Source organism: Streptomyces sp. NPDC058239 (assembly GCF_042882185.1).
GTDB lineage: Bacteria > Actinomycetota > Actinomycetes > Streptomycetales > Streptomycetaceae > Streptomyces.
Genome location: NZ_JBHVWS010000013.1, coordinates 72,591 through 96,112, shown reverse-complemented (window position 1 = coordinate 96,112; position 23,522 = coordinate 72,591). Strand labels below are relative to the sequence as shown.

Below are 23,522 nucleotides of genomic sequence, written 5' to 3'. Positions count from 1 at the left end.
GGCACCCACTCTCTGCGACTGATAGTTTATGCCGTAAAGAATTACCTCGGCGAAGTTACTTTATGGCATAAGGAGTCGCAAGTGGTGGTCTTTGCCGGACAGGGCGATGCCCGCCGTTCGATGTCCCTGCTGTGGCGCGCCGAGCAGCCGGCGCAGCCGCGCCGCGGCCCCGGGCCGGGCCCCAGGCCGGGGCTGAGCGTGGACGCGATCGTGACCGCCGCGATCGCCGTCGCCGACGAGGACGGCATGGCCGCGCTCTCGATGCGCGCGGTGGGCGAGCGGCTGGGCCGTACGGCGATGGCGCTCTACACCTACGTCCCCAGCAAGAGCGAGCTGCTGGACCTGATGTACGACGCCGTCCACGCCGAACTGCCCACCCAGTACACCGGCATCGACAACTGGCGTGCGGGACTGACCGATTGGGCGCGGGACACGCTCGCGTTCCTCCTCCGCCACCCCTGGGTGCTCCAGGTCTCCCAGGCCCGCCCGGTCCTCGGCCCGCACGAGTACGCCGGCCTGGACACGCTTGTACGCCTGCTGAACGGAACCGGGCTCGACGCCCCGCTCCTGCGGCGGCTGGTCGGCACGCTGTCCCACTTCGTCCGCGGCTGCGCCGGGACGGTCGCCGAGGCGCGGCAGGCCGCGGCGGTGACGGGCGAGTCGGACGAGGAGTGGTGGTTCGCCCGCTCGGCACTGCTGGGCGAGGTGGCGCCCGACTTCGCGGACCGTTATCCGGGCCTGAGTGCGATGGAGAGCGAGAGCACCCCTCAGCAGCCGCCCTCCGCCCCCGGCGAGGAGGCGATGCCGTACCTGGAACGCGAGGCGCGGGAGACGTTCACCGTCGGACTCGATGTGCTGCTCGACGGGATCGAGGCGGCGATCCGGCGTACGGGCACGCCGTGAGCCCACGAGCGCGCGTCGCCGCCACGGTGCCCGGTCGGCATCGCGGCGGCGTGGCTCACGAACTCACGGCTTGGGCAGGGCACACCCCGGCCGGTCGAGGTCGAACTTGTTGCCGGTACCGATGCACGGCACGATGCCGTAGGTCTCCTGGGCGTAGTTGATGCCCTGGCGCACCGTCACATTGCCGCTCTCGTCGACCTCGCACGGGTTGTTGTCCGTGCACTGCTGCCCGTCCTCGTTGCCCGTGTTGTTGACGGCGACGACCTTGCCGGTCGCGTTGTCGATCACCGGGGAGCCGGATGTACCGCCGATGGTCTGGCAGGCGGAGGTGTAGCGGACCGAGTCCTTCCAGGTCCACTCGCCCTCCTTTAGGCGGTAGACGAAACCGTCGACATTGCAGGCGTACGTGCGCTTCCAGTAGCCGGAGACCACCGTGATCGCGGTGCCCTGGACCGGGTGCGCGGTGTTGAGTTCCAGCGCCTTGATGCCGTAGCTGCTCTCGATCTGGGCATAGGTGCGGGTGAGTTCGTACACCGATATGTCGGTGTCGGTCATCGTCCCGTACGCGATCTTGCTCGCCCGCAGGGTGCCGACCCCGCTGCCCGAGGCGTTCAGCAGGGTGAAGCTCCGGGTGGACGGCTGGTCGAACACGACCTCGCCCGGCCCCGGGAATCCCGACTCCATGCAGTGCCCGTTGGAGAGCACGAGCGCGGGGTCGGTGGGCTGGGAGTCGGGCGTACGGACGACGGAGCCGGAACAGTTGCTGAGCGCGACGGTCCCGGCGAAGTTGACCGCTTTGGGCCTGAGCTTCGTCTTGACGGTGCCGGTCGCTGCCGCATCGTGGCCGGCGGCCGCGGTCGCGGGTGCGATTCCCGCCCCGAGCAGCAGAACGGTGAAGAGCGCGCCGACGAGAGGCTTCTTCATGTGGGGGGTCCCCTCTAGTGACCTGTGCAGGGTTCAAAAGGCCCCTGCGACCGAAGTTCCTTCGGTTTTGACATGCGCATGTTGGCGCACGGCAGGGGCCCCCACAAGGGGCGGTTTCAAGCCATCGGGTCTCGGGCCGTCCGGTCTCAGGCCGTCCGGACCGAGGCCCCGGTCTCAGGCCGTGGTCCGCTCCACCGGGATCCAGAGCTCCGCCTCGGCCTGTCCGGCGTCCTGCGACACCCGGGTGCGCAGGATCTCGGGACCGGGTCTGCTCCGGTACGGGTTGGACGGGAACCACTGGGTGAACACATCCCGCCACAGGTGCTGAAGTGCCTGCGGGAAGGGCCCGGAGTTCTCGAAGACGGCCCAGGCGCCCGCCGGGACCACCAGTGCGTCCAGGTCCTCGGGCACGGCCCCACCGGTCACCACGGCGTGGTAGTAGTCGAGTTCGGTCCCCTCCGCCCGGCTGTCGGCGAGGTCGTCGCTCACCGAGACGATTCCCTCCGGCTCCTGGTCGGACAGTTCCGCGATGCGCCGCACCGTCTCCTGTCCGATGCCCCGGATGAACTCGGCGATGGCCGGGTTCACCCCCTCGTGCACGAGGGGAACCCGCGCCTTCTTCCCGACCACACGGAACTCCTCCTTCTCCACGATCCGGTACCGCATGCTGCTGCTCCCTTCGACCACGAGATGGAAGGACATCCGGGGCTGGGACCGCAGAGCCGCACCGGTCCGTCTGGCCTCACCGGGGCCGACGCCATGCATGGCCCGGAACGCCCGCGCGAACGCCTCCCCCGAGGTGTAGCCGTAGCGCACCGCGATCTCCAGCAGCGTCCGCTCCCCTGCCAGCACCTCGGCACCCGCGAGCGTCAGCCGCCGGCGCCGGATGTATTCCGACAGGGGCATCCCGGCCAACGCCGAGAACATCCGCCGGAAGTGGTACTCCGACGTCAGCGCGATCCGCGCCGGCTCGGCCGCATCGATCCGCTGATCGAGGCGGCACTCGATGTGCTCCATGGCCTGGTTCAGCCGCTCCAGCACCCCGGACTCCTTCCCCTACGAGCACTCACGTCAGGAAGCACGCACCCCGGCGGACCCGACATTCCGTGCCCGGATCGGCCGGGTCGGATGCGGCGGTGCGCCGAAGCGGGCGAGGCAGTGCCAGACCATCTTGAGCGACTGCAGCTCGTACCGACCGGTGCGGGCGGCATCTCCGATGATGCGGGGGTCGAGCATTCCGTCCTGTGCGATCTCGGCGCCGAGATCGACGGACTCCGCCCCCCGGTAGTCGGGGTGGCGCCGCAACTGCTCGACGGTCAGCCGGAATCCGGCGTGCCACTCCGTACGGCAGGGGAGCCGGCGGGCCGCCTCCTCGACGGGTGTGGACCGGTAGCCGGGGTCCAGCACCAGGGCGTCGACATGGCGGTCGAGGACGACCGGGCCATGGATCTGCGCCTCGATGTAGTCATCGAGCGCGTCCCGGTCGTCGGCCTCGGCCAGCTCGATGAGGTGCGTACCGGACGCGACGCCGAAGTCCGTCGGCTCGGCAGCGCTGTCCGGGTAGCAGAACGTGGCACGCGGGAGAGTGTCCGCGGCCAGCCGGAAGTACGAGGACCCGAACCTCGGTGCCGCGCCGACGGCTCTGCGACGGAAGTTCAACGCGCCGTACACCGGACGCTGTTCGGCGGGCGCGTCGTCGTAGGCACCGCCGAAGATCCGGCTCTCCCAGCGCCACCGGTCACCGCCCGGATACGCGGTCAGGCCGCCGTTGCTGGTACCGGTGACGAACTGCGAACGGTAGACACCGTCCTCGGCCAGCCGGACCAGGATCGGCCGGCCGCCCGCCATCCGGTCGGGATGGAAGTTCAGCGTCAGGGGCAGGGTGGGGTCGAGCGGCCTGCCCGCGGACCGGGACTCGACATGGCTCAGGGCCCGCACCTGCGGCGACGGGTATGAGGCTGCGTTCACCAGCGCAGTGTGCCGGAGCGCGGTTCGCCGCCGCACCCGGATTGCGTCCGGCCGCCGGTATCAGGCCTTGTCCGCCCGGGTCGGCGTTCGGGTCAGCCGCTCACAGGAGTCCTCCACCACCGCTTGCAGCACCAGTACCGAGAGGTCGTCCTCGACCGGCCCCACCCCGAAGTCGTGCGCCGCGCGCCGTACGTGCTCCGCAAGTGCCTTCGCGCCCAGCCCCATACCCTGCCGGAGCACATCGGCCAGGCCGTCGTTGTCGTCCAACTGCCAGTTGCCACAGCGGCGTTCGGTAACGCCGTCGGTCACACACAACAGTGTCTCGCCGGGCGCGAGGTGGAAGGTGCCGGCCCGGAATTCGGCGCCCTCGTCGATGCCGAGCAGCATCTGGGGTTCGGAGGCCGGTTCCACCCTGCCGTCGGCGAACAGATGCAACGGCGGGGGATGACCTGCGCTGGCGACCGTGCAGCGGGCCCCGGCCACGCCCGGGGCGACCGCCAGCTCCCCGTACAGCAGGCTCAGGAAGCGGGAGCCCGTCTGCTCGGCGCCGAGCGCGAATGCCTCGGCGCTCTCTTCCGCCATGGCGACGTTCAGCCGGCCGAGCACCGACTCGACGCCATGGCCCTCGCGCGCCAGCAGCCTCACCAGATGCCGGGCGAGGCCGGTGACGGACATCGCCTCCGGGTCCTTTCCCTGTACGTCCCCGAGCAGGAAGCACCAGCGGTCCTCGCCCATCGGGAAGATGTCGTAGAAGTCGCCGCCCACGGTCTGTCCCTCGCCGTGCGGCTCGTAGACGATCGCCGTGTCGACGCCGGCGATCCTGGCCAGCGTCGCAGGCAGCTGCCTGCGCTGGAGCGCGGCGCTGATCCTGCGCTGCCGGGTGTACTGGCGGGCGGTGAACACGGCCTGCCCGACCCGGCGGGCCACGTCCTGCACCATCCGCACCACGTTGTCGGTCATCTGCGCCTGCCCGGCCCGGCCGAGCAGCAGTACGCCCTGGTCGGCGTTGCGGGCGACAAGCGGGAAGGCGAACGCCGACCCGCCCGCACGGTCGGCGCCGGCACTCTCCGGCCACGGCCAGGGCGTACCCCCGGCGCGAAGCGCGGTGGGCGGCGGAATCCGTTCCAGTTCCTCGCGCAGCGGAGTCATGCGCTGCTCGTCGGCATGCCAGACCCGGGACAGCTGCAGGCCCATCCCCGGCGTGCTGAGCCAGATGCCGCACCAGTCCGCGAGCCGGGGTACGAGCATCTGGGCCGCGAGCGCGGTGACCATGGCCTCGTCGAGCTGGCCGGCCAGGAGTTCGCTGGTCTCGGCGAGGAACGACGGGCCGCCGCGGTCGGACCACTCGGCGGCGTACCCGTGGCCATGCGCCGGATGTTCGGGGGGCCCTGCGTCACGGGACCGTGTGTCGCCGCCGGGCTCGGTGGTACCGGGCCCGGAGGAGGCCGGATCCGTCGCAGGTGTCTCTCTCTCCGCGGCCTCCAGCCGGAACCAGACCCGCTTCTCCGCCCGCCGGTAGGTCACGCCCCAGGACTCCGAGAGCGCGTTCACCAGCTGGAGGCCGTAGCCGGGCTCGCCGTGCCGGGTGTCCACTCCGCCCCGTACCCCTCTGGAGGGGTGACGGTCCGCGACCTCCACGACGACGCCCACCCGGGTGACCGGGTTCCGCTCCAGGCGGCAGACCACGTCGATATCGGTGCCGGCGTACATGACGGCATTGGTGACCAGTTCACTGACGAGCAGGACGGCGTCGTCGACGAGCCCCTCGATCTCCTCGGGGACCGGCACCGGAGCAGTGGCCGCGCCCGCATCGGGAGCCGCATCGGTGGCCGACGTCCCGCTCCCGCGCCCGTCCACGAGATCTGCCGTCCACCCCTGGAGCGCCGCACATACGAATTCCCGCGCCCGGGCGGCCGCCATCTGGTTCGCCGGCAGCCCCTTCCTGGACACGGACTGGCTCGCGTGTACGGACAACGGGATCACCATTCCTCCCGTATGCACCAAATACGCACGAGAAAGAGTCTTTTCGTGCGCTTTATACTATGACATGCGTGACCTAATGAACCTCTGGTGAGCACCAATGGATCTTGGGCGGAGGGTGTTTCCATGGCACTGGCCCCGGCCCGGCCCGGCACACAGTCAGACGGACAGTGGGTTCGTACGAGTGATCTGCGCCCGTTGCTGGTCGCGATGAAGGCCCTGTGCGACGGTGATTTCACGGCGCGAGTGGAGGACTCGGAGCAACGGGGCGGTGCGACCCTGCCGGACGGGGTGCCGGCCGAAATGGCCGGGGTGTTCCAGCAGATCGTTGCGCGGAACGCGCATCTCGCCTCGGAGCTCCAGCGGGTACGCCACGAGATCATCCGACAGGGACGGCTGGACGAGCGGATCTCGGCGAGTCCCGGCTCGGGGACCTGGACGACGAACATCGAGGCCGCCAATACGGTGCTCGAAGCGCTGGTGGTGCCGGTCGCCAAGGCCACCCGGGTGCTCGACGCCGTCGCGGACGGCGATCTGACCCAGCACGTCGATCTGCACGACGGGAGCCGCCAGCTCCGCGGCGACCTGCGGCGCCTGGGCATCGGTGTGAACCGCATGGTGGACCAGCTCTCCCTCTTCACCGGTGAGGTGACCCGGGTCGCCCGCGAGGTCGGCACCGAGGGCCGTCTCGGCGGCCGGGCGAAGGCGCAGGGACTGTCGGGCGACTGGCTCCATGTGACCGAAGCGGTCAATACGATGGCGTCCCGGCTCACGGCGCAGGTGCGGGACATCGCGGTCGTGACGACGGCGGTGGCGCGCGGCGACCTGACGCAGCAGGTGACGGTCGAAGCCACCGGCGAGCTGCTGGAGCTGAAGCTCACGGTCAACACCATGGTCGACCAGCTGCGGGCGTTCGCCGACGAGGTGACCAGGGTCGCCCGCGAGGTCGGCACCGAGGGCCAGCTCGGCGGCCGCGCCCAGGTCAGGGGCGTATCCGGGGTCTGGAAGGACCTCACCGACAACGTGAACTTCATGGCGTCCAACCTGACGTCCCAGGTCCGCAACATCGCCCAGGTGACCACCGCCGTCGCCAACGGCGACCTCAGTCAGAAGATCACCGTGGACGCGCGGGGCGAGATCCTGCAGCTGAAGTCGACGATCAACACCATGGTCGACCAGCTCTCCGCCTTCGCCGACGAGGTCACCCGCGTCGCCCGCGAGGTCGGCACCGAGGGCCAGCTCGGCGGCCGCGCCCACGTCAGGGGCGTATCCGGGGTCTGGAAGGACCTCACCGACAACGTGAACTTCATGGCCGACAACCTCACCTCCCAGGTCCGCAACATCGCCCAGGTCGCCACCGCGGTCGCGGAGGGCGACCTCGGCAAGACGATCACCGTGGAGGCCAAGGGGGAGATCCTGGAGCTGAAGTCGACGATCAACACCATGGTCGACCAGCTCTCCGCCTTCGCCGACGAGGTGACCAGGGTCGCCCGCGAGGTCGGCACCGAGGGCAACCTGGGCGGTCAGGCGCAGGTCAGGGGCGCTTCCGGGGTCTGGAAGGACCTCACGGACAACGTCAACCGCATGGCGCTCAATCTGACCTCTCAGGTCCGCAACATCGCCCAGGTGACCACCGCCGTCGCCAACGGCGACCTGTCGAAGAAGATCGACGTCGACGCGCGCGGCGAGATCCTGGAGCTGAAGGACACCGTCAACACGATGGTCCAGCAGCTGCGAGCGTTCGCGGACGAGGTGACCAGGGTGGCCCGCGAGGTCGGCACCGAGGGGCGACTCGGCGGCCAGGCCCAGGTCCACGGCGTCTCGGGGGTCTGGAAGAACCTCACCGACAACGTCAACTTCATGGCCGACAACCTCACCTCCCAGGTCCGCAACATCGCCCAGGTCGCCACCGCGGTCGCGGAGGGCGACCTGTCGAAGAAGATCGACGTCGACGCGCGCGGCGAGATCCTGGAACTCAAGTCCACGATCAACACGATGGTCGACACGCTCTCCGCGTTCGCCTCCGAGGTGACACGAGTGGCCCGCGAGGTGGGCAGCGAGGGGCAGCTGGGCGGCCAGGCCCGGGTGGAGGGCGTCTACGGGACATGGAAGGGCCTGACCACCAGCGTCAATGAGCTGGCGCTGAACCTGACCACCCAGGTGCGCGCGATCGCCGAGGTCGCCAGCGCCGTCACGCAGGGCGACATGTCCGGCTCCATCTCGGTGGAGGCCCAGGGCGAGGTCGCCGCCCTGAAGAACAACATCAATCTCATGGTGGCGAACCTCCGTGAGACCACCCGCGCCAAGGACTGGCTGGAGTCCAACCTGACCCGTATCGCCGGACTCATGCAGGGCCACCGCGACCTGGTCGAGGTCGCCGACCTGATCCTGCGCGAGCTGACCCCTCTGGTGAACGCCCAGTACGGCGCGTTCTTCCTGGCCGAGGCGGGGGCGGCACCCGGCGAGGACCTTGAGCTCCTGGCCGGCTACGGCACCGGACAGCCCGAAGGACGCCGCCGTCGTACCCGGATGAGCCTCGACGCCCCCGGCTGGGGTCTGATCACCCAGGCCGCCACGGAGAAGCGGCGGATCCTCATCGAGGCGGTTCCCACGGAATACATCACCATCAGTTCCGGCCTCGGCGCCGCGCCCCCGGCCAGCGTCGTCATCCTGCCGATCCTCTTCGAGGACCGGGTGCTCGGAGTCATCGAACTGGCCTCGTTCAGCCGCTTCAGCGAGGTCCACCTCGCATTTGTCGACCAGTTCGTGAACACCATCGGTGTCTCCATCAACACCATCATCGCCAACTCCCGCACCGAGTCGCTCCTCTCGGAATCCCAGCGCCTCACCGCCGAACTGCGCAAGCGCTCCGACGAGTTGCAGCTCACCAACGCCGAGCTGGAGGAGAAGGCGGCGCTGCTGGCCACGTCCTCCCAGTACAAGTCGGAATTCCTGGCAAACATGTCGCACGAATTGCGCACCCCGCTCAACTCGCTCCTCGTGCTGTCCCGGCTGCTCGCCGACAACCCCGACGACCACCTCTCCCCCCAGGAGGTGGAGTTCGCCGTCACCATCCACCGGGCGGGCTCCGACCTGCTGCAACTGATCAACGACATCCTCGATCTGTCGAAGATCGAGGCAGGCCGGATGGATGTGCATCCCAAGACGCTGCCGCTGATCAAGCTGCTCGACTACGTACGGGCGACGTTCCAGCCGCTCTCCCTGGACCGCGGCCTGTCGTTCGACATCAAGGTCGGCGAGAACGTTCCCCTCGAACTCTTCTCCGACGAGCAGCGTCTCCAGCAGATCCTCCGCAACCTCCTCTCCAACGCGATGAAGTTCACCTCGTCCGGCGGAGTGCAACTGCTCGTCGAACGCGCGACGCCGTCGGACTTCGAGGACGAGACGCTGCGCAACGCCGATGCCGTCATCGCTCTGAGCGTCAGGGACACCGGAATCGGTATCCCGCCGGAGAAGCTCGACGGGATCTTCGAGGCGTTCCAGCAGTCCGACGGCACCACCAACCGCAAATACGGCGGCACCGGGCTCGGCCTCTCCATCAGCCGGGACATGGCGGGCCTGCTCGGCGGCCGGATCATCGCCGAGAGCGAGCCGGGTGTCGGCTCCACCTTCACCCTCTTCGTCCCCGCGCACTACACAAGTCCGCCCTCCGACGCCGTCCCCGCAGTCGAGCCGCGTCCCGTCGGCGGCGCCACCCGAGCCATCGCCGGACCCACCCGCCTGGCCGGCCGGCCCGCGGCCCAGCCCGGAGCCGCGCAGGCCGATGCGCTCAGCACCCAGGAGTCCGCGCCCCGCACCGGAACCCGGCCCGAAGGCGGCGACGACGGCGTCAGCTGGCCGGAGACGACCCGGCTCAAGGACTGGCTGAGCGGCCGCGCCGCCGGCGTGCTGGCCAACCGTCGCATCCTCATCGTCGACGACGACATCCGGAACGTCTTCGCACTGACGCATGTGCTGGGCCGCGTCGGCATCAGCGTCAAATACGCGGAGAACGGCCGCGAGGGCCTTGAGGTCCTCGATCGGACACCTGACGTATCACTGGTGCTGATGGACATCATGATGCCCGAAATGGATGGATACGAGATGATCGCAGCGATCCGCCGCACACCTCGTTTCGCGGACCTGCCGGTCATCGCGCTCACCGCAAAGGCCATGCCCGGTGACCGTGAGAAAGCCATCGAGAGCGGCGCGACCGACTACGTCCCCAAGCCGGTGGACGTCGACCGCCTGCTGTCCGTGATCTGCCGGCTCCTCGACCCGCAGTCCACTTCGCCGGAGCCGCGACCCGATCCCTCCGACAACACCCGCTCCACGGACCGGGACCGGAGCGACACCCTCCCGGACCAGGGCCACGACGGCACCCTCACCGACGGGGACGACGACGCGACAGGGCGGCCATCATGACGGCGACACGGGAAACAGCCTCGGAGACCTCCAGCATCCTCATCGTCGACGACATGGAGGAGAATCTGGTCGCCCTCGAAGCCGTACTCGGCTCGCTCGCCCAAGTGGTCCGCGCACAGTCGGGCGAGGAAGCTCTCAAGGCGATGCTGCGTCAGGAGTTCGCGGTCGTTCTCATCGACGTGATGATGCCGGGCATGAACGGCTTCGAGACCGCCGCCAACATCAAGGGCCTCGACCAGACGAAGGATGTCCCGATCATCCTGCTGACCGGTGCCGCGGTCGACCCGAACTACGCCTACCGCGGCTATACGGTCGGCGCCGCCGATTTCCTGATCAAGCCGTTCGACCCCTGGCTGCTGCGGACCAAGGTCAACGTCTTCCTCGACCTGCACCGCAAGAACCGCCAACTTGTGTCCCAGGCCGACCAGTTGAAACGCCTCCTGACGGCCGACGGCGGCCACCCCGGGATCCCGTCGGCCGCCCCCGACCCCGCTCACGCATCCGCCGAGACGTCGTCCGGTACGGACCACACGGACCACACGGACCGCACAGATCCTACGGGCTCCGTGGAACCCCCGGCGCCCCCAAAAGAGCCCGACCGGCTCGCCGAGGTCGCCGGCCAACTCGCCCAGGCGGAACTCCTGCTACGAGATGCCGACAGTCCTGGCCGGGCGGACCTCGCCGACCGCATCGTCGAACTGGAACAGGCCGTGGAACGGCTGATGGCGGCCCGCGAGACATAGGAACGCGCCCGGAACGTCCCCGCGTCCCGGTCCCGGCCGCGCGGCGAACCGCCCGATCCGTCTCGTACCGCTGATCCATACCGACGCCCCGGCCGCCACCACCTTCGCCGAGGACAGCGGCAAGTGATTCATCACGGCTGGGGCGACGCCGCGTCCCGAAGGATGTTCTCCCTTCCCCACGCACCGAGCGGCCCCAGCGCCTCGTTGAGTCCGACACCCAGCGGGGTCAGCGAATACTCGACGCGCGGCGGCACCTCCGCATGCACCTCGCGGTGCACGATGCCGTCCTCCTCCAGCTCCCGCAGATGTGACGTGAGCACCTTCTCCGTCACCCCGGGGACCATCCTGCGCAGCTCGCCGAAGCGGCACACCTGTTCATTGAGCGCCCAGAGGATCAGCACCTTCCACTTGCCGCCGATCACATCCATCGCCGCGTCGATCCCGCAGACGTACGCCCCCGGCCTCCGTACGGTACCCATGGTCCGCCCTCCCACCTGCTCGCTCACCCGGCGGTAACCACCCACTTGGAAGTGCGTACTTGATCACTTCCGAGCCTGCGGCAAGCCTAATCGGCATGACCGACAACGCCATTGAGAAGTCGCCGCTCACTCTTCTCGGGCTCGGTGCCATGGGTACCGCGCTCGCCCGCACCTGGCTCGCCGCCGGGCATCCGCTCACCGTCTGGAACCGCAGCCCCGGCAGGGCCGAGCCGCTCGCCGCCGAAGGGGCCGCCGTCGCCGGGACCGTTGCCGGGGCGGTGGCGGCGAGCAGGCTGGTCGTGGTCTGCCTGCTCGACGACGCCTCGGTCGACGAAGCCCTGACCGGCGTCGACCTGACCGGCAAGGACCTGGTCGATCTCACCACCTCCACGCCCGCCCAGGCCCGCGCCCGCGCCGTCCGGGCCCGCGAGCGCGGGGCCCGCTTCGTGGACGGCGGGATCATGGCGGTCCCGCCGATGATCGGCGCCCCGGGCTCCGGCGCCCATGTCTTCTACAGCGGCTCCCGCGCCCTCTTCGACACCCACCGCGACACCCTGGCCGTACCGGCCGGCACCTCCTACGTCGGCGAGGACGCCGGCTTCGCCGCCCTGCACGACGTGGCGCTGCTGAGTGCGATGAACGGGATGTTCGCCGGGGTCTCGCACGCGTTCGCCCTGATCCGCAAGGAGAACATCGAGCCGACGGCCTTCGCCCCGCTGCTCGCCGACTGGCTCGTCGCCATGACATCCTCCGTGCACGCGGCCGCCGCCCAACTGGCCGACGGGGACTACACGCGCGGGGTCGTGTCCAACCTCGCCATGCAGGTCGCGGGCAACGCCACCCTGCTGCGCACGGCCGAGGAGCAGGGGGTCAGCGCCGAACTGCTCACTCCGTACCTGGCCCTGATGGAACGTCTCCTCGCGGACGGGCGCGGCAACGAGAGCACGACGGGTGTGATCGACCTGCTGGCACTTCGACCCACCCGATTGCGTAACGTCGGCGCATGACATCCGACCCCGAAGCCGCCCACGGCCACCGCACCGCCCCCGGCCTCGACCTCGACGCCTATCTCGCCCGCATCGGCTGGACCGGGGAGCGCCGGCCCACCGCGGAGGTACTGCGCTCCGTGCACCGTGCCCACGCACTGGGCATCCCGTTCGAGAACCTGGACCCCGTTCTGGGCCACGCGCCCTCGCTCGCGCTCGCGGACCTGGAGGCGAAGCTCGTACGGGGTGGGCGCGGCGGGTACTGCTACGAGCAGAACACCCTGCTCGCCGCCGCGCTTGCCGCGCTCGGGTTCAGGATCACGCTGCTCTGCGCACGGGTCGTGCTGGGGGCCGGGCCCGGGGACGTACGTCCGCGCACCCACATGCTGATGCGGGCCGAGGTGCCGGGCGAGCCGACCCCGTATCTGGCCGATGTCGGCTTCGGCGCCACCGGCTCGCTGCTGGAGCCGATCCCCCTGGTCGCGGACGCGGAGCTGCACGACGCCCCGCGCCGCCACCGGCTCGTGCACACCCCGCACGACGGGCCGCTGGAGCAGTGGGAGCTCCGGGCGCAGACCGCCGACGGGACGTGGGAGGCCCAGTACGCCTTCACGCTGGAACCGTTCGAGGCGCCGGACTACGAGGTCATCAACTGGCACATCGCGACCAACCCGCGCTCCCCGTTCCAGCACCAGGTGTACGTCCAGCGCACCACCCCGGACGCCCACCTGTCCCTCACCGGCCGCACACTCGCGGTCACGGCGAACGACGGCACCCGCGAGGAACGGGAGCTGACGGACGGCGCCGAGGTGCTCCGGGTACTGGCAGCCGACTTCGGCATCCACCTCCCCCGGGGCACCCGGCTGCCGGAGTGACGGGAGGCAAGCGCCACTCGCGCCCCCCAGCGCCCCTCACGCCCCGAAGACTGCCGCTCACGTGGCGCATCTCACCCGTCCGTGTCCGTCACGCGCCCATTCCGGCCCATTCCAAGCCCCGCCCCGTCCCGGACCGGCGTTCCCACGGTTCGGGGGCGTGGGTGCATGGCTATGGAAGACGAAAGCGGAGCGCCGGGGTTACCCGGGTGGGGCAACCGGAGGGGAAAGCCCGGGCGGCGGCCGAAACGCAGTCGTAAGCTCCCAGACATGCAGGTCATCCAGTCCACGAAGCTCGCCAATGTCTGTTACGAAATCCGGGGCCCCGTGCTCGAGGAGGCGATGCGGCTGGAAGCAGCCGGTCACCGCATCCTCAAGCTGAACACCGGCAACCCTGCCGCGTTCGGGTTCGAGTGCCCGCCGGAGATTCTCGAAGACATACTGCGCAACCTCTCCGGGGCGCACGGTTACGGCGACGCGAAGGGACTGCTGTCCGCGCGGCGGGCGGTGATGCAGCACTACCAGACCAAGGGGATCGACCTCGACGTCGAGGACATCTACCTGGGCAACGGCGTCTCCGAGCTGATCCAGATGTCGATGCAGGCACTGCTGGACGACGGCGACGAGGTCCTCGTACCGGCTCCGGACTATCCGCTGTGGACCGCCTCGGTGTCGCTGGCCGGCGGTACGGCCGTGCACTACCGGTGCGATGAGCAGGCCGACTGGATGCCGGACCTCGCCGACATCGAGCGGAAGATCACCGACCGCACCAAGGCGCTCGTGATCATCAACCCGAACAATCCGACGGGTGCGGTGTACGACGACGAGATGCTGCGCGGGCTGACGGAGATCGCCCGGCGCCACAATCTGGTCGTCTGCTCCGACGAGATCTACGACCGGATCCTGTACGACGGAGCGACCCACACCCCGACCGCGACGATCGCGCCCGATCTGATGGTGCTCACCTTCAACGGACTCTCCAAGAACTACCGGGTGGCCGGATACCGCTCGGGGTGGATGGCGGTCTGCGGTCCGAAGGCTCATGCCTCCTCGTACATCGAGGGGCTGACGATCCTCGCCAATATGCGACTGTGCGCCAATATGCCGTCGCAGCACGCCGTGGCCACCGCACTCGGCGGGCGGCAGTCGATCAACGATCTGGTGCTGCCGGGCGGCCGGATCCTGGAGCAGCGGGATGTCGCGTACGACCTGCTGACCCAGATCCCCGGCGTGACCTGCGTGAAGCCGAAAGGGGCGCTGTATCTCTTCCCGCGCCTCGACCCCAAGGTCTACAAGATCAAGGACGACCGGCAGATGGTCCTCGACCTGCTGCGGGCCGAGAAGATCATGGTCGTGCACGGTACCGGGTTCAACTGGCCGGAGCCCGATCACTTCCGTGTCGTGACGCTGCCCTCGGCCGAGGACCTGACGGACGCGGTGACCCGGATCGCGCACTTCCTGGACGGATACGGCCAGCCTTGACGGGCGGCCGGTTCCCCCTCCACCCCGGAATCGATTGCAGATAACTTTAGACTAAATCCAATGTAGGATGGTTCCACAGCAACACCAGGAGGCCATCCATGTACGAACCGATCCGCACCAAATCGGTCCACACACCGGCCGACCACGCCGACGACTTCCCGCACCGTTCCCGCGAGGAAGAGCTGGACATCCAGCTCGCCGGACACCTGGCCGCACTTCTCGCGGTCACCGACGAGCTGGACCTCGGCGCGGCGGGCGACCGCATCGCCGAGCAGGTGGCCAGGCTGCGCGGCGCGCCGCCCGCCCGGCACGCCGGTCGAACCGATGCACCCGCACTCGCGCTGCACCGCCGCGCCCACGCCCTCGCGGGCCGCGCACTGGTGGTGGCCGCGTCCCGCGCCGACACTGCCGTCGCGATTCTCGCGGCCGAGCGCATGGACGCCCACACGGCGGCGGTCGCCGCCGCCACCGCCCCCGCCGCCCCCTCGCGACTGGTCGGCGCCCTCTGACGGCCCCGGTCCACGGGCCGTCGAGGCGCGTGGACCGGGTGCCACCCATTGCTGATTGCGGACCCGTACCGTCGCCGACGCCGTTCGATGCGTTCTGCAGGTCGTCGCCCGAGCGGCCGACCTCATCCGCCCGTCAAGATGCAGATCCCTACCGGGAGATGAGCGGCAGAGTCCCCTGCTACGGTGCGCCGATGTCATCGATCAAGCAGTTCCAAGTCACCTTTGACTGCGCAGAACCTGAGCGCGTCGCTCGCTTTTGGTGCGAGGTGTTGGGGTACGTCGTACCACCGCCGCCGGAGGGGTTTACCACTTGGGACGAATACGATCGCTCGCTTCCGCCTGAGCGTCAGGGTGCAGCGTTCGCATGCAAGGATCCCTCAGGCGTGGGCCCGCGCCTGTACTTCCAGCGCGTCCCCGAAGGCAAGGTCGTCAAGAATCGGGTGCATCTTGACGTGCGGGTCGGCACCGGGCTCGTGGGCGAAGAGCGCCTCGCCGCACTTGAGGCCGAGTGCGCACGACTGGTCGCGCTCGGCGCGGTACATGTGCAAACACTGCGTGCCGATGGCGTAAACGAGTCGTGCATCCCGATGCAGGACATCGAGGGCAACGAGTTCTGTATCGACTGAGCATTCGCCGAACCGGCGAGGTGGGGAGCCGTCCCCCTTGGGCCTCTCTCAAAGGTGGTCTCGTGTGGGGCGGGTTATCCGTGAGGGAGAGGTTGTGCAGTCGGGCGATGCCGAGCATCGCGGTGTGAATGCCATCGCCCTTCAGCCGGCAGCCGGCAGTCGCGAAGGATCTTCCAGGTCCTCATCCGCGCGAAGACGTGCTTCCAAGCAGGCAGTTGGGTCTGGCCGCGTTCGCGGCGGTGCGGGACGACAGGGCCGGTGCCCCGACAGCCGCCGTCCGCGATGACCGTGGTCCCGCCGACGGCGGCCTTCGCACCGGACTGTTTCCACGCCTTGCAGCTTTGACGTTCTTTATAGAAGGGGCGGGAAAAGGGCGACCCCCGGAACCGTAAGGGGATTCCGGGGGCCGTACCGCAGCGGGCCATTGACCCCACAGGTCAGGGCGGATGTCTGAAGACCCGGCCGCGGGGTGTGCGGGGGCGCACCCACACGGGGTGCGCCCGGGGGCGTCAGCCCAGACGCTGGACCAGCGCGCGGTACTCGTCCCACAGTTCCTTCGGCGTGTGGTCACCGAAGGTGTTGAGGTGCTCGGGGATCAGCGCCGCCTCCTCGCGCCAGACTTCCTTGTCGACGTCGAGCAGGAAGTCCAGGTCGGAGTCGGAGAGGTCCAGGCCATCGGTGTCCAGGGCGCCCTTGGCGGGCAGGATGCCGATCGGCGACTCGACACCCTCGGCCTTGCCCTCCAGCCGCTCGACGATCCACTTCAGGACGCGGCTGTTCTCACCGAAGCCGGGCCACACGAACTTGCCCGCTTCGTTCTTGCGGAACCAGTTCACGTAGTAGATCTTCGGGAGCTTCGACTGGTCCGGCTTGTCCGCGCCGACCTTGATCCAGTGGTTCATGTAGTCGCCCATGTTGTAGCCGCAGAACGGCAGCATGGCGAACGGGTCGCGGCGCAGCTCGCCGACCTTGCCCTCGGCGGCGGCGGTCTTCTCGGAGGCGACGTTGGCTCCGAGGAAGACGCCGTGCTGCCAGTTGAAGGACTCGGTGACCAGCGGTACGGCCGAGGCGCGGCGGCCACCGAAGAGGATGGCCGAGATCGGCACGCCCTTCGGGTCCTCCCACTCGGGCGCGATGATCGGGCACTGGCCGGCCGGGACGGTGAAGCGGGCGTTGGGGTGGGCGGCGGGCGTGTCGGACGCGGGCGTCCAGTCGTTGCCCTTCCAGTCCGTGAGGTGGGCCGGAGCGGTCTCCGTCATGCCCTCCCACCAGACGTCACCGTCGTCGGTGAGCGCGACGTTGGTGAAGACGGAGTTTCCCCACATGGTCTTCATGGCGTTGGCGTTGGTGTGCTCGCCGGTGCCGGGCGCGACGCCGAAGAAACCGGCCTCGGGGTTGATCGCGTAGAGGCGGCCGTCCTCACCGAACCGCATCCAGGCGATGTCGTCGCCGATGGTCTCGACGGTCCAGCCGGAGATCGTGGGCTCCAGCATGGCGAGATTGGTCTTGCCGCAGGCGCTCGGGAACGCGGCAGCGACGTACTTCGGCTCACCCTGCGGCGGCGTGAGCTTGAGGATCAGCATGTGCTCGGCGAGCCAGCCCTCGTCGCGCGCCATGACGGAGGCGATGCGCAGCGCGTAGCACTTCTTGCCGAGCAGGGCGTTGCCGCCGTAGCCGGAGCCGTACGACCAGATCTCGCGGTCCTCGGGGAAGTGCGAGATGTACTTGGTGGAGTTGCACGGCCACGGAACGTCTTCCTGGCCCTCTTCCAGAGGCGCGCCCAGCGTGTGGACGGCCTTGACGAAGAAGCCGTCGGTGCCGAGCTCGTCGAGGACGGCCTGTCCCATGCGCGTCATGGTGCGCATCGAGACGGCGACGTACGCGGAGTCGGTGATCTCGACACCGATCGCGGAGAGCGGGGAGCCGACGGGGCCCATGCAGAACGGGACGACGTACATCGTGCGACCGCGCATGGAGCCGCGGAAGACACCCTTCTCACCGGTGAAGATCTCCCGCATCTCGGCGGGGGCCTTCCAGTGGTTCGTCGGGCCCGCGTCCTCCTCCTTCTCGGAGCAGATGAAGGTGCGGTCCTCGACGCGCGCGACATCGCTCGGGTCGGACGCGGCGTAGTAGGAGTTCGGGCGCTTGGCCTCGTCCAGCTTCGTGAACGTGCCCTTGGCCACGAGCTCCCCGCACAGGCGCTCGTACTCGGCCTCGGAGCCGTCGCACCAGACCACCCGGTCCGGCTCGGTGATGGCTGCGATCTCATTCACCCAGGAAACGAGCTCCTGGTGGTCGGTGGGGGCAGTGAGGGGAGCCGCGATGTCGCGCGCCACGATCGCTCCTTGATGAGGGTGTCTGTTTGGTAGTTGCCCCGTGGGGGCTGCGACCCGGATGCTTCGTAGCCGCTCATCCGGTGCCGAACGCACTCATTTGATCATCCGACCGATTCGCCCATATGTCCAGGGGGCCGCCCACGTGAGCATCGCCACTCGCGTTCGTTACCTACGGTTGCGTAGGTACGATGCGGGAATGACTGCTGCCGCCGCCGCGCCCGAGCCAGCCGGGCTGGAAACAGCCGAGTCCGACACCGTCCCGGTGAAACCACGGATGCGTGGCTGGCTGCACGCCGGAATGTTTCCCGCCGTGATCGTCGCGGGGATCGTGCTGATCGCGCTGACGGACAGCGTCCGCGGCCGGATCGCCTGCGGCATCTACGTCCTGACCGCGTGCCTGCTGTTCGGCGTGAGCGCGCTCTACCACCGCGGCACCTGGGGTCCGCGCGGCGAGGCGGTGCTCCGCCGGCTCGATCACGCCAATATTTTTCTGATCATCGCGGGCACCTACACTCCGCTGACCCTGCTTCTGCTCCCCGAGTCGACCGGGACGCCGCTCCTGTGGGCGGTCTGGGCGGCGGCGACCGCGGGCATAGCCTTCCGGGTGTTCTGGGTCGGCGCCCCGCGCTGGCTCTACACGCCCTGCTACATAGCGATGGGCTGGGCCGCGGTCTTCTTCCTGCCGGACTTCATGCGGACCGGCGGGATCGCGGTGCTGGTGCTGGTCGTCGTCGGCGGACTGCTCTACAGCGCCGGCGGCGTCATCTACGGCATCAAGCGGCCCAATCCGTCACCGCGATGGTTCGGCTTCCACGAGGTCTTCCACTCGCTGACCCTGGCGGCCTTCGTCGTGCACTACGTCGGCATCTCACTGGTGGCCTACAACCACAGCTGAGCACCCCCTTCCATCCCCTCCCCCGCAATGGCCGTGGCTTGAAAGCCGCGGCCATTCGTCATTCCCGGGCCGGGGCGGCGACACACATTGACACTCACAATCTTTTGAGAGTTACTTTCACTTGACTGTAACTCTCGAAGGAGTTTTCCCATGAACCGACGCTGGTGGGCCCTGGGCGCGCTGGTCGCGAGCATGCTCGTCCTCGGATTCGACATGACGATCCTCAATGTGGCGCTGCCGACCATGGCCGAACAGCTCGGCGCGACAACCGGCGAGCAGCAGTGGATGGCCGACGCATACGTCGTGGTCTTCGCCGCTCTGATGCTCCCGGCCGGGCTGCTCGGTGACCGGTTCGGGCGCCGCCGGATGCTCATCACCGGCCTCGGCATCTTTCTGATCGGCTCGCTCGTCGGCTCGCTCGCCGACGCCGTGCCCGCCGTCGTGACCGCCCGCTGTGTGATGGGCATCGGCGCGGCACTCGTGATGCCGCTCGCGATGGCCGTGCTGCCGTCGCTGTTCGGCGCGCCCGAGGACCGGGTCAAGGCCATCGGCATCGTCTCGGCCGCGTCCGCGCTCGGGCTGCCGCTCGGCCCGATCCTGGGCGGCTGGCTGCTGGACCACTTCTGGTGGGGCTCGATCTTCCTGATCAACATCCCGATGGTGGCGATCGGCATCACCGCCTGCGTGTTCCTGCTTCCGGAGACCAGCGACCCGGCCTCCCCGAAGGTCGATGCCGTCTCCACCGCCCTGACCGCGACCGGTCTCGGCGCGCTGATCTACGCGATCATCGAGGCCCCCGGACGCGGCTGGGGCGACCCGCTGGTGCTGGGCACGCTGGCCGCCGGTGTCGTGCTGATCGGTGCGCTCGTCGTACGGGAACGCGGCGCCGAACGCCCGATGCTCGACATGTCCCTGCTGCGGCAGCGGCCGTTCCTGCTGAGCACGCTCGCCGCGACCCTGGTGATGTTCGTGATGTCGGGGCTGATGTTCCTCCTGCCCGGCTACCTCCAGGCGGTTCTGGGCCACGACGCCTTCGGTACGGGGCTGCGGATGCTGCCGATGATGGGCGGGCTGATCGTCGCCGCGAAGACGGGCGCCCCCGTCACCCGGCGGTTCGGGGCCCGCGCCACGATGACGGCGGGCCTGGTCGTGCTCGCCTTCGCCGCGCTCCTCGGCAGCCGTACGACGGTCGACAGCGGTTACGGCTTCACGGCGCTGTGGCTCTCCGTCGCCGGGGTCGGTTTCGGCTTCGCCGTCGTGCCCGCGATGGACGCCGCGCTGGCCGCCCTGCCCGCGGACCGTGCGGGGAGCGGGTCGGGGCTGCTGATGACCGTACGGCAGACGGGCAGCGCCCTCGGGATCGCGCTGCTGGGCAGCCTGCTCGCCGGTGCGTACAGCGGCCGGCTCGACACCACCGGCGTACCGGCCGCCGCCGCGGACACGGCCGGGGACTCGGTCGTCGCCGCCCATGTCGTCGCGGCGAGGCTCGGCGCGCAGCGGCTGGCCGGTTCGGCGGACGCGGCCTACCTTCACGGCATGAGCGTGGTCCTGCTCGTCATCGCTGTCACGGCCCTGGTGTCCGCGCTGCTGGTCGGGGCGTTCCTGACGAACCTCCCCACCGAGTCCCGGGAGGGGGCGGACGTGGCCCCCGCGCCCGTCGATGCCTGACAATGGCGACCATGGCCGCCACCTCTCGTACCCCTTCCGTTTCCGCCCCCGGGACGCCTCCCGCGATGGGGCTGCGCGAGCGGAAGAAGCTCAAGACCAGGATCGCGATCCGCCGGGCGACGTACCGGCTGATCTCCGAGCAGGGGTACGACGCGACGACGATCGAGCAGATCGCGGAGGCGGCCGAGGTGTCGCCGAGCACGGTCTTCCGGTACTTCGCGACCAAGGAGGACATCGTCCTCACCGACGAGTACGACCCGATCATGGAGGCCGAGCTGCGGAACCGGCCGGCCGACGAATCGCCGCTGGATTCGCTGCGGTTCATCATGGCCGAGGCGCTGACGGCGTTCCTCGCGAGCGAGGAGGAGGAACTGCGGCAGCGCACTCGGCTGATGGTGGAGGTCCCCGCCATCCGGGCGCGGATGACGGAGACCATGTCGGACACGGCGAAGGTGCTGGCCCGGGCGCTCGCCGACCGCAGCGGCCGCAACCCCGACGACCTGGAGGTCAGGGTGTTCATCGCGGCGGTGCTGGGGGCGCTGCGTGAGGTGACGCTGTACTGGGGCGAGCACGGCCAGGAGGGCGACCTGATCGCGATGATCAACCAGGCGCTGGACACCCTCGAAGGCGGGCTGACGCTGTAGCCGGGGCTTCGCCCTCAGTCCCCCGACGGCTCCGTCGTCAGTCGTCGGACGGGCTTGGTCCGAGGCTCCGCGCCAGTTCCTCCCGGTCCGTCGTCGGCGCATCGCAGACGAAGTGCCTGCACACATACGCCGTCGGCGCCCCGCCCACCATCGGCCGGTCCGCCAGCAGCGGGAACTCCGTCCCGGCCGTCTCCCCCGCCGCCACCACCGCGCCGGGCGCCCGCCCCAGCAGCGCCGTACGGTGCAGTTCGCCGCCGACCGGCCCGGCGACCGCGACCTCGCGCGGCCCGTCGAGCAGTGCCTCGGCGACGCCGAGCCCCCAGCCGATGAACCGGGGAACCCGCGGGCCGAGCGCCTTCACCACGCCCAACGCCCCCTCCGCTGCGGTGCGATGGGCTTCCGAGCCGGTGTAGGCGGCGTACGAGAGCAGCGCACCGGCCGCCGCCGTCCAGCCCGCCGGGGTCGCGCTGTCGGTGGGGTCCTGCGGGCGGCGGATGAGCTTCTCGGCGTCGTCCGCCGTGTCGTACAGCTGCCCGCCCTCGCCGGTGAAGTGCTGGAGCACGATGTCGAGCAGGAAGCCGGCGAACTCCAGCCAGACGCCCTCGCCGGTGACCGCGGCCAGGGCGAGGAAACCCTCCGCGACATCGCCGTAGTCCTCCAGGACCCCGGCGTGCCCGCCGGTCCGTCCGTCCTTCGACGTACGGGTCAGCCGGGCCACGTCGCCCATGTGCACCCGTACCAGCAGATCCGCCGCCTCGGTGGCGCGCTCGATCAGATCGGGCCGGTCGAAGTACGCCCCCGTCTCGGCGAGCGCGGCGATCGCCAGGCCGTTCCAGGCGGCAACCACCTTGTCGTCCCGCCCGGGACGCGGGCGCAGCTCACGGGCGGCCAGCAGCCTGGCCCGTACGTCGGCGGCCCGGTCCTCGTCCACCGCGGCGCCCGTCCGCACGAGCCGCAGGACCGAGGCGCCCTCCTCGAATGTGCCCTCCTCCGTCACCCCGAAGTACTCGGCGGCGAAAGCCGCGTCCTGATCGCCGAGGACCTCCCTCAGCTGCTCGGGCGTCCATACGTAGTACGCGCCCTCGACATGCCGGCCGGCCCCGTCCTCACTGTCGGCGTCGAGCGCGGAGGCGAAACCCCCCTCCGGCGTGCGCAGCTCGCGCACCATGAAGTCGGCGGTCTCCAGAGCGACCCGGCGGGCCAGTTCCGAGCCCGTCGACCGCCACAGGTGTGCGTACACCCGGCAGAGCAGCGCGTTGTCGTAGAGCATTTTCTCGAAGTGCGGAACGACCCACTCCCGGTCCACGGAGTAGCGGGCGAAACCCCCGCCGAGCTGGTCGTACATCCCGCCCATGGCCATCGCCGCGCAGGTGTCGGCGGCCATGTCCAGGGCGCCTTCCGCCCCGGTGCGGGCGTGGTGGCGCAGCAGGAACTCGATGATCATGGACGGCGGGAACTTGGGCGCGCCGCCGAACCCGCCGTGCTTCTCGTCGTACTCCCGGGTGAGCCCGAGAAGCGCCTGCGCCAGTTCACTTTCGCCCGGCAGGCCTTCACCGCCGTGTGCGAGGGAGCGCTGGGCGAGGTCGTGGACGATGCGCCCGGCGACCTCGGCGACCTCCTCGGGCCGGTCGGACCAGGCGGCCGCGACACCTTCGAGCACCTGGTGGAAGGAGGGCATGCCGTGGCGCGGCTCGGGCGGGAAGTACGTGCCGAAGTAGAAGGGTTCGGCGTCGGCGGTCAGGAAGACGGTCATCGGCCAGCCGCCCTGGCCGGTCGCCGCCTGCACGGCCTCCATGTACACGGCGTCGACGTCGGGCCGCTCCTCGCGGTCGACCTTCACCGGGACGAAGTGTTCGTTCAGATAGGCCGCGACCCGGTCGTCCTCGAACGATTCGTGCGCCATCACATGACACCAGTGGCAGCTCGCGTAGCCGACGCTGAGCAGCACCGGCACATTCCGCCTGCGTGCCTCCTCGAAAGCCTCGGGCGACCAGGGCCACCAGTCGACCGGATTGTCGGCATGCTGGAGGAGGTACGGGGAAGTCTCACGGTCCAGGCGATTCGGCATACCCACATCCTCTC

18 protein-coding genes and 1 pseudogene are annotated in these 23,522 nt (G+C 69.5%); 11 read left to right on the top strand and 8 right to left on the bottom strand.

Translation table 11 applies throughout. The features are described from left to right. The first annotated feature begins 81 nt into the window (after positions 1-81). Positions 82-903 carry a TetR/AcrR family transcriptional regulator gene (locus ACFVYE_RS17240; RefSeq protein ID WP_389606137.1) on the top strand — a complete coding sequence of 274 codons (822 nt, stop codon included), beginning with the start codon at positions 82-84 and terminating at the stop codon, positions 901-903. Between the two features lie 63 nt (positions 904-966). Here ACFVYE_RS17240 and ACFVYE_RS17235 read toward each other — a convergent pair whose 3' ends face one another. The 4 genes from ACFVYE_RS17235 to ACFVYE_RS17220 all read right to left on the bottom strand — a co-directional run bounded on the left by ACFVYE_RS17235 (position 967) and on the right by ACFVYE_RS17220 (position 5,781). After that, positions 967-1,827, bottom strand: a complete 861-nt coding sequence (locus ACFVYE_RS17235) for a serine protease (protein ID WP_389606135.1) — start codon at positions 1,825-1,827, stop codon at positions 967-969. Between the two features lie 174 nt (positions 1,828-2,001). Further along, entirely contained in the window at positions 2,002-2,868 is an 867-nt protein-coding gene (locus tag ACFVYE_RS17230) for a GyrI-like domain-containing protein (protein ID WP_383962877.1), read from the bottom strand. Positions 2,869-2,898: 30 nt separating this feature from the next. Next, positions 2,899-3,795 (bottom strand): DUF3626 domain-containing protein, encoded by an 897-nt coding sequence (locus ACFVYE_RS17225; RefSeq protein WP_383962874.1) that lies wholly within the window; start codon positions 3,793-3,795, stop codon positions 2,899-2,901. Between the two features lie 60 nt (positions 3,796-3,855). Next, a complete protein-coding gene (locus ACFVYE_RS17220) occupies positions 3,856-5,781 on the bottom strand; it encodes a SpoIIE family protein phosphatase (RefSeq protein ID WP_389606132.1) in 1,926 nt (641 codons plus the stop codon). A gap of 120 nt (positions 5,782-5,901) precedes the next feature. On the opposite strand from ACFVYE_RS17220, the gene ACFVYE_RS17215 reads away from it, so the two are divergent. Together ACFVYE_RS17215 and ACFVYE_RS17210 are read left to right on the top strand one after the other, a co-directional pair. After that, entirely contained in the window at positions 5,902-10,200 is a 4,299-nt protein-coding gene (locus tag ACFVYE_RS17215) for a HAMP domain-containing protein (RefSeq protein ID WP_383962871.1), read from the top strand. Further along, complete coding sequence (locus tag ACFVYE_RS17210; protein ID WP_389606130.1) at positions 10,197-10,943, top strand: two-component system response regulator; 747 nt, start codon at positions 10,197-10,199, stop codon at positions 10,941-10,943. Before ACFVYE_RS17215 ends, ACFVYE_RS17210 begins: the two co-directional genes overlap by 4 nt. Positions 10,944-11,074: 131 nt before the next feature. On the opposite strand, the gene ACFVYE_RS17205 is transcribed toward ACFVYE_RS17210, so the two are convergent. Beyond that, the gene (locus ACFVYE_RS17205) at positions 11,075-11,422 is read right to left on the bottom strand and encodes a winged helix-turn-helix transcriptional regulator (RefSeq protein WP_383962866.1); all 348 of its coding nucleotides are present in this window, start codon (positions 11,420-11,422) and stop codon (positions 11,075-11,077) included. A 95-nt stretch (positions 11,423-11,517) separates the two neighbouring features. On the opposite strand from ACFVYE_RS17205, the gene ACFVYE_RS17200 reads away from it, so the two are divergent. From ACFVYE_RS17200 to ACFVYE_RS17180, 5 genes are all read left to right on the top strand, one after another. Continuing rightward, entirely contained in the window at positions 11,518-12,429 is a 912-nt protein-coding gene (locus ACFVYE_RS17200; protein WP_383962863.1) for an NAD(P)-dependent oxidoreductase, read from the top strand. Then, positions 12,426-13,283 (top strand): arylamine N-acetyltransferase, encoded by an 858-nt coding sequence (locus tag ACFVYE_RS17195; protein WP_389606127.1) that lies wholly within the window; start codon positions 12,426-12,428, stop codon positions 13,281-13,283. Before ACFVYE_RS17200 ends, ACFVYE_RS17195 begins: the two co-directional genes overlap by 4 nt. A gap of 267 nt (positions 13,284-13,550) precedes the next feature. Continuing rightward, the gene (locus ACFVYE_RS17190) at positions 13,551-14,762 is read left to right on the top strand and encodes a pyridoxal phosphate-dependent aminotransferase (protein ID WP_383962857.1); all 1,212 of its coding nucleotides are present in this window, start codon (positions 13,551-13,553) and stop codon (positions 14,760-14,762) included. A 98-nt stretch (positions 14,763-14,860) separates the two neighbouring features. Further along, positions 14,861-15,271: a hypothetical protein gene (locus ACFVYE_RS17185; protein ID WP_327273271.1), complete on the top strand. Its 411-nt coding sequence runs from the start codon at positions 14,861-14,863 to the stop codon at positions 15,269-15,271. Between the two features lie 191 nt (positions 15,272-15,462). Next, the gene (locus tag ACFVYE_RS17180) at positions 15,463-15,897 is read left to right on the top strand and encodes a VOC family protein (protein WP_383962854.1); all 435 of its coding nucleotides are present in this window, start codon (positions 15,463-15,465) and stop codon (positions 15,895-15,897) included. An 82-nt stretch (positions 15,898-15,979) separates the two neighbouring features. On the opposite strand, the pseudogene ACFVYE_RS17175 reads toward ACFVYE_RS17180, so the two are convergent. Further along, positions 15,980-16,262, bottom strand: a pseudogene (locus tag ACFVYE_RS17175) (IS5/IS1182 family transposase); the annotation flags it as partial. Positions 16,263-16,406: 144 nt separating this feature from the next. Beyond that, positions 16,407-18,233, bottom strand: coding sequence for a phosphoenolpyruvate carboxykinase (GTP) (locus tag ACFVYE_RS17170; protein WP_389606124.1), 1,827 nt, complete (start codon positions 18,231-18,233; stop codon positions 16,407-16,409). Positions 18,234-18,429: 196 nt separating this feature from the next. On the opposite strand from ACFVYE_RS17170, the gene ACFVYE_RS17165 reads away from it, so the two are divergent. The 3 genes from ACFVYE_RS17165 to ACFVYE_RS17155 all read left to right on the top strand — a co-directional run bounded on the left by ACFVYE_RS17165 (position 18,430) and on the right by ACFVYE_RS17155 (position 21,440). Further along, on the top strand, positions 18,430-19,128 hold the full coding sequence (locus tag ACFVYE_RS17165; protein WP_383962848.1) for a hemolysin III family protein: 699 nt from the start codon (positions 18,430-18,432) through the stop codon (positions 19,126-19,128). Positions 19,129-19,278: 150 nt separating this feature from the next. Then, complete coding sequence (locus ACFVYE_RS17160) at positions 19,279-20,796, top strand: MFS transporter (protein WP_389606122.1); 1,518 nt, start codon at positions 19,279-19,281, stop codon at positions 20,794-20,796. Between the two features lie 11 nt (positions 20,797-20,807). After that, positions 20,808-21,440, top strand: a complete 633-nt coding sequence (locus ACFVYE_RS17155; RefSeq protein ID WP_383962843.1) for a TetR/AcrR family transcriptional regulator — start codon at positions 20,808-20,810, stop codon at positions 21,438-21,440. A 37-nt stretch (positions 21,441-21,477) separates the two neighbouring features. Here the strand turns inward: ACFVYE_RS17155 and ACFVYE_RS17150 are convergent, their stop codons facing one another. After that, positions 21,478-23,508 (bottom strand): thioredoxin domain-containing protein, encoded by a 2,031-nt coding sequence (locus ACFVYE_RS17150; protein WP_389606120.1) that lies wholly within the window; start codon positions 23,506-23,508, stop codon positions 21,478-21,480. Positions 23,509-23,522 lie beyond the last annotated feature (14 nt).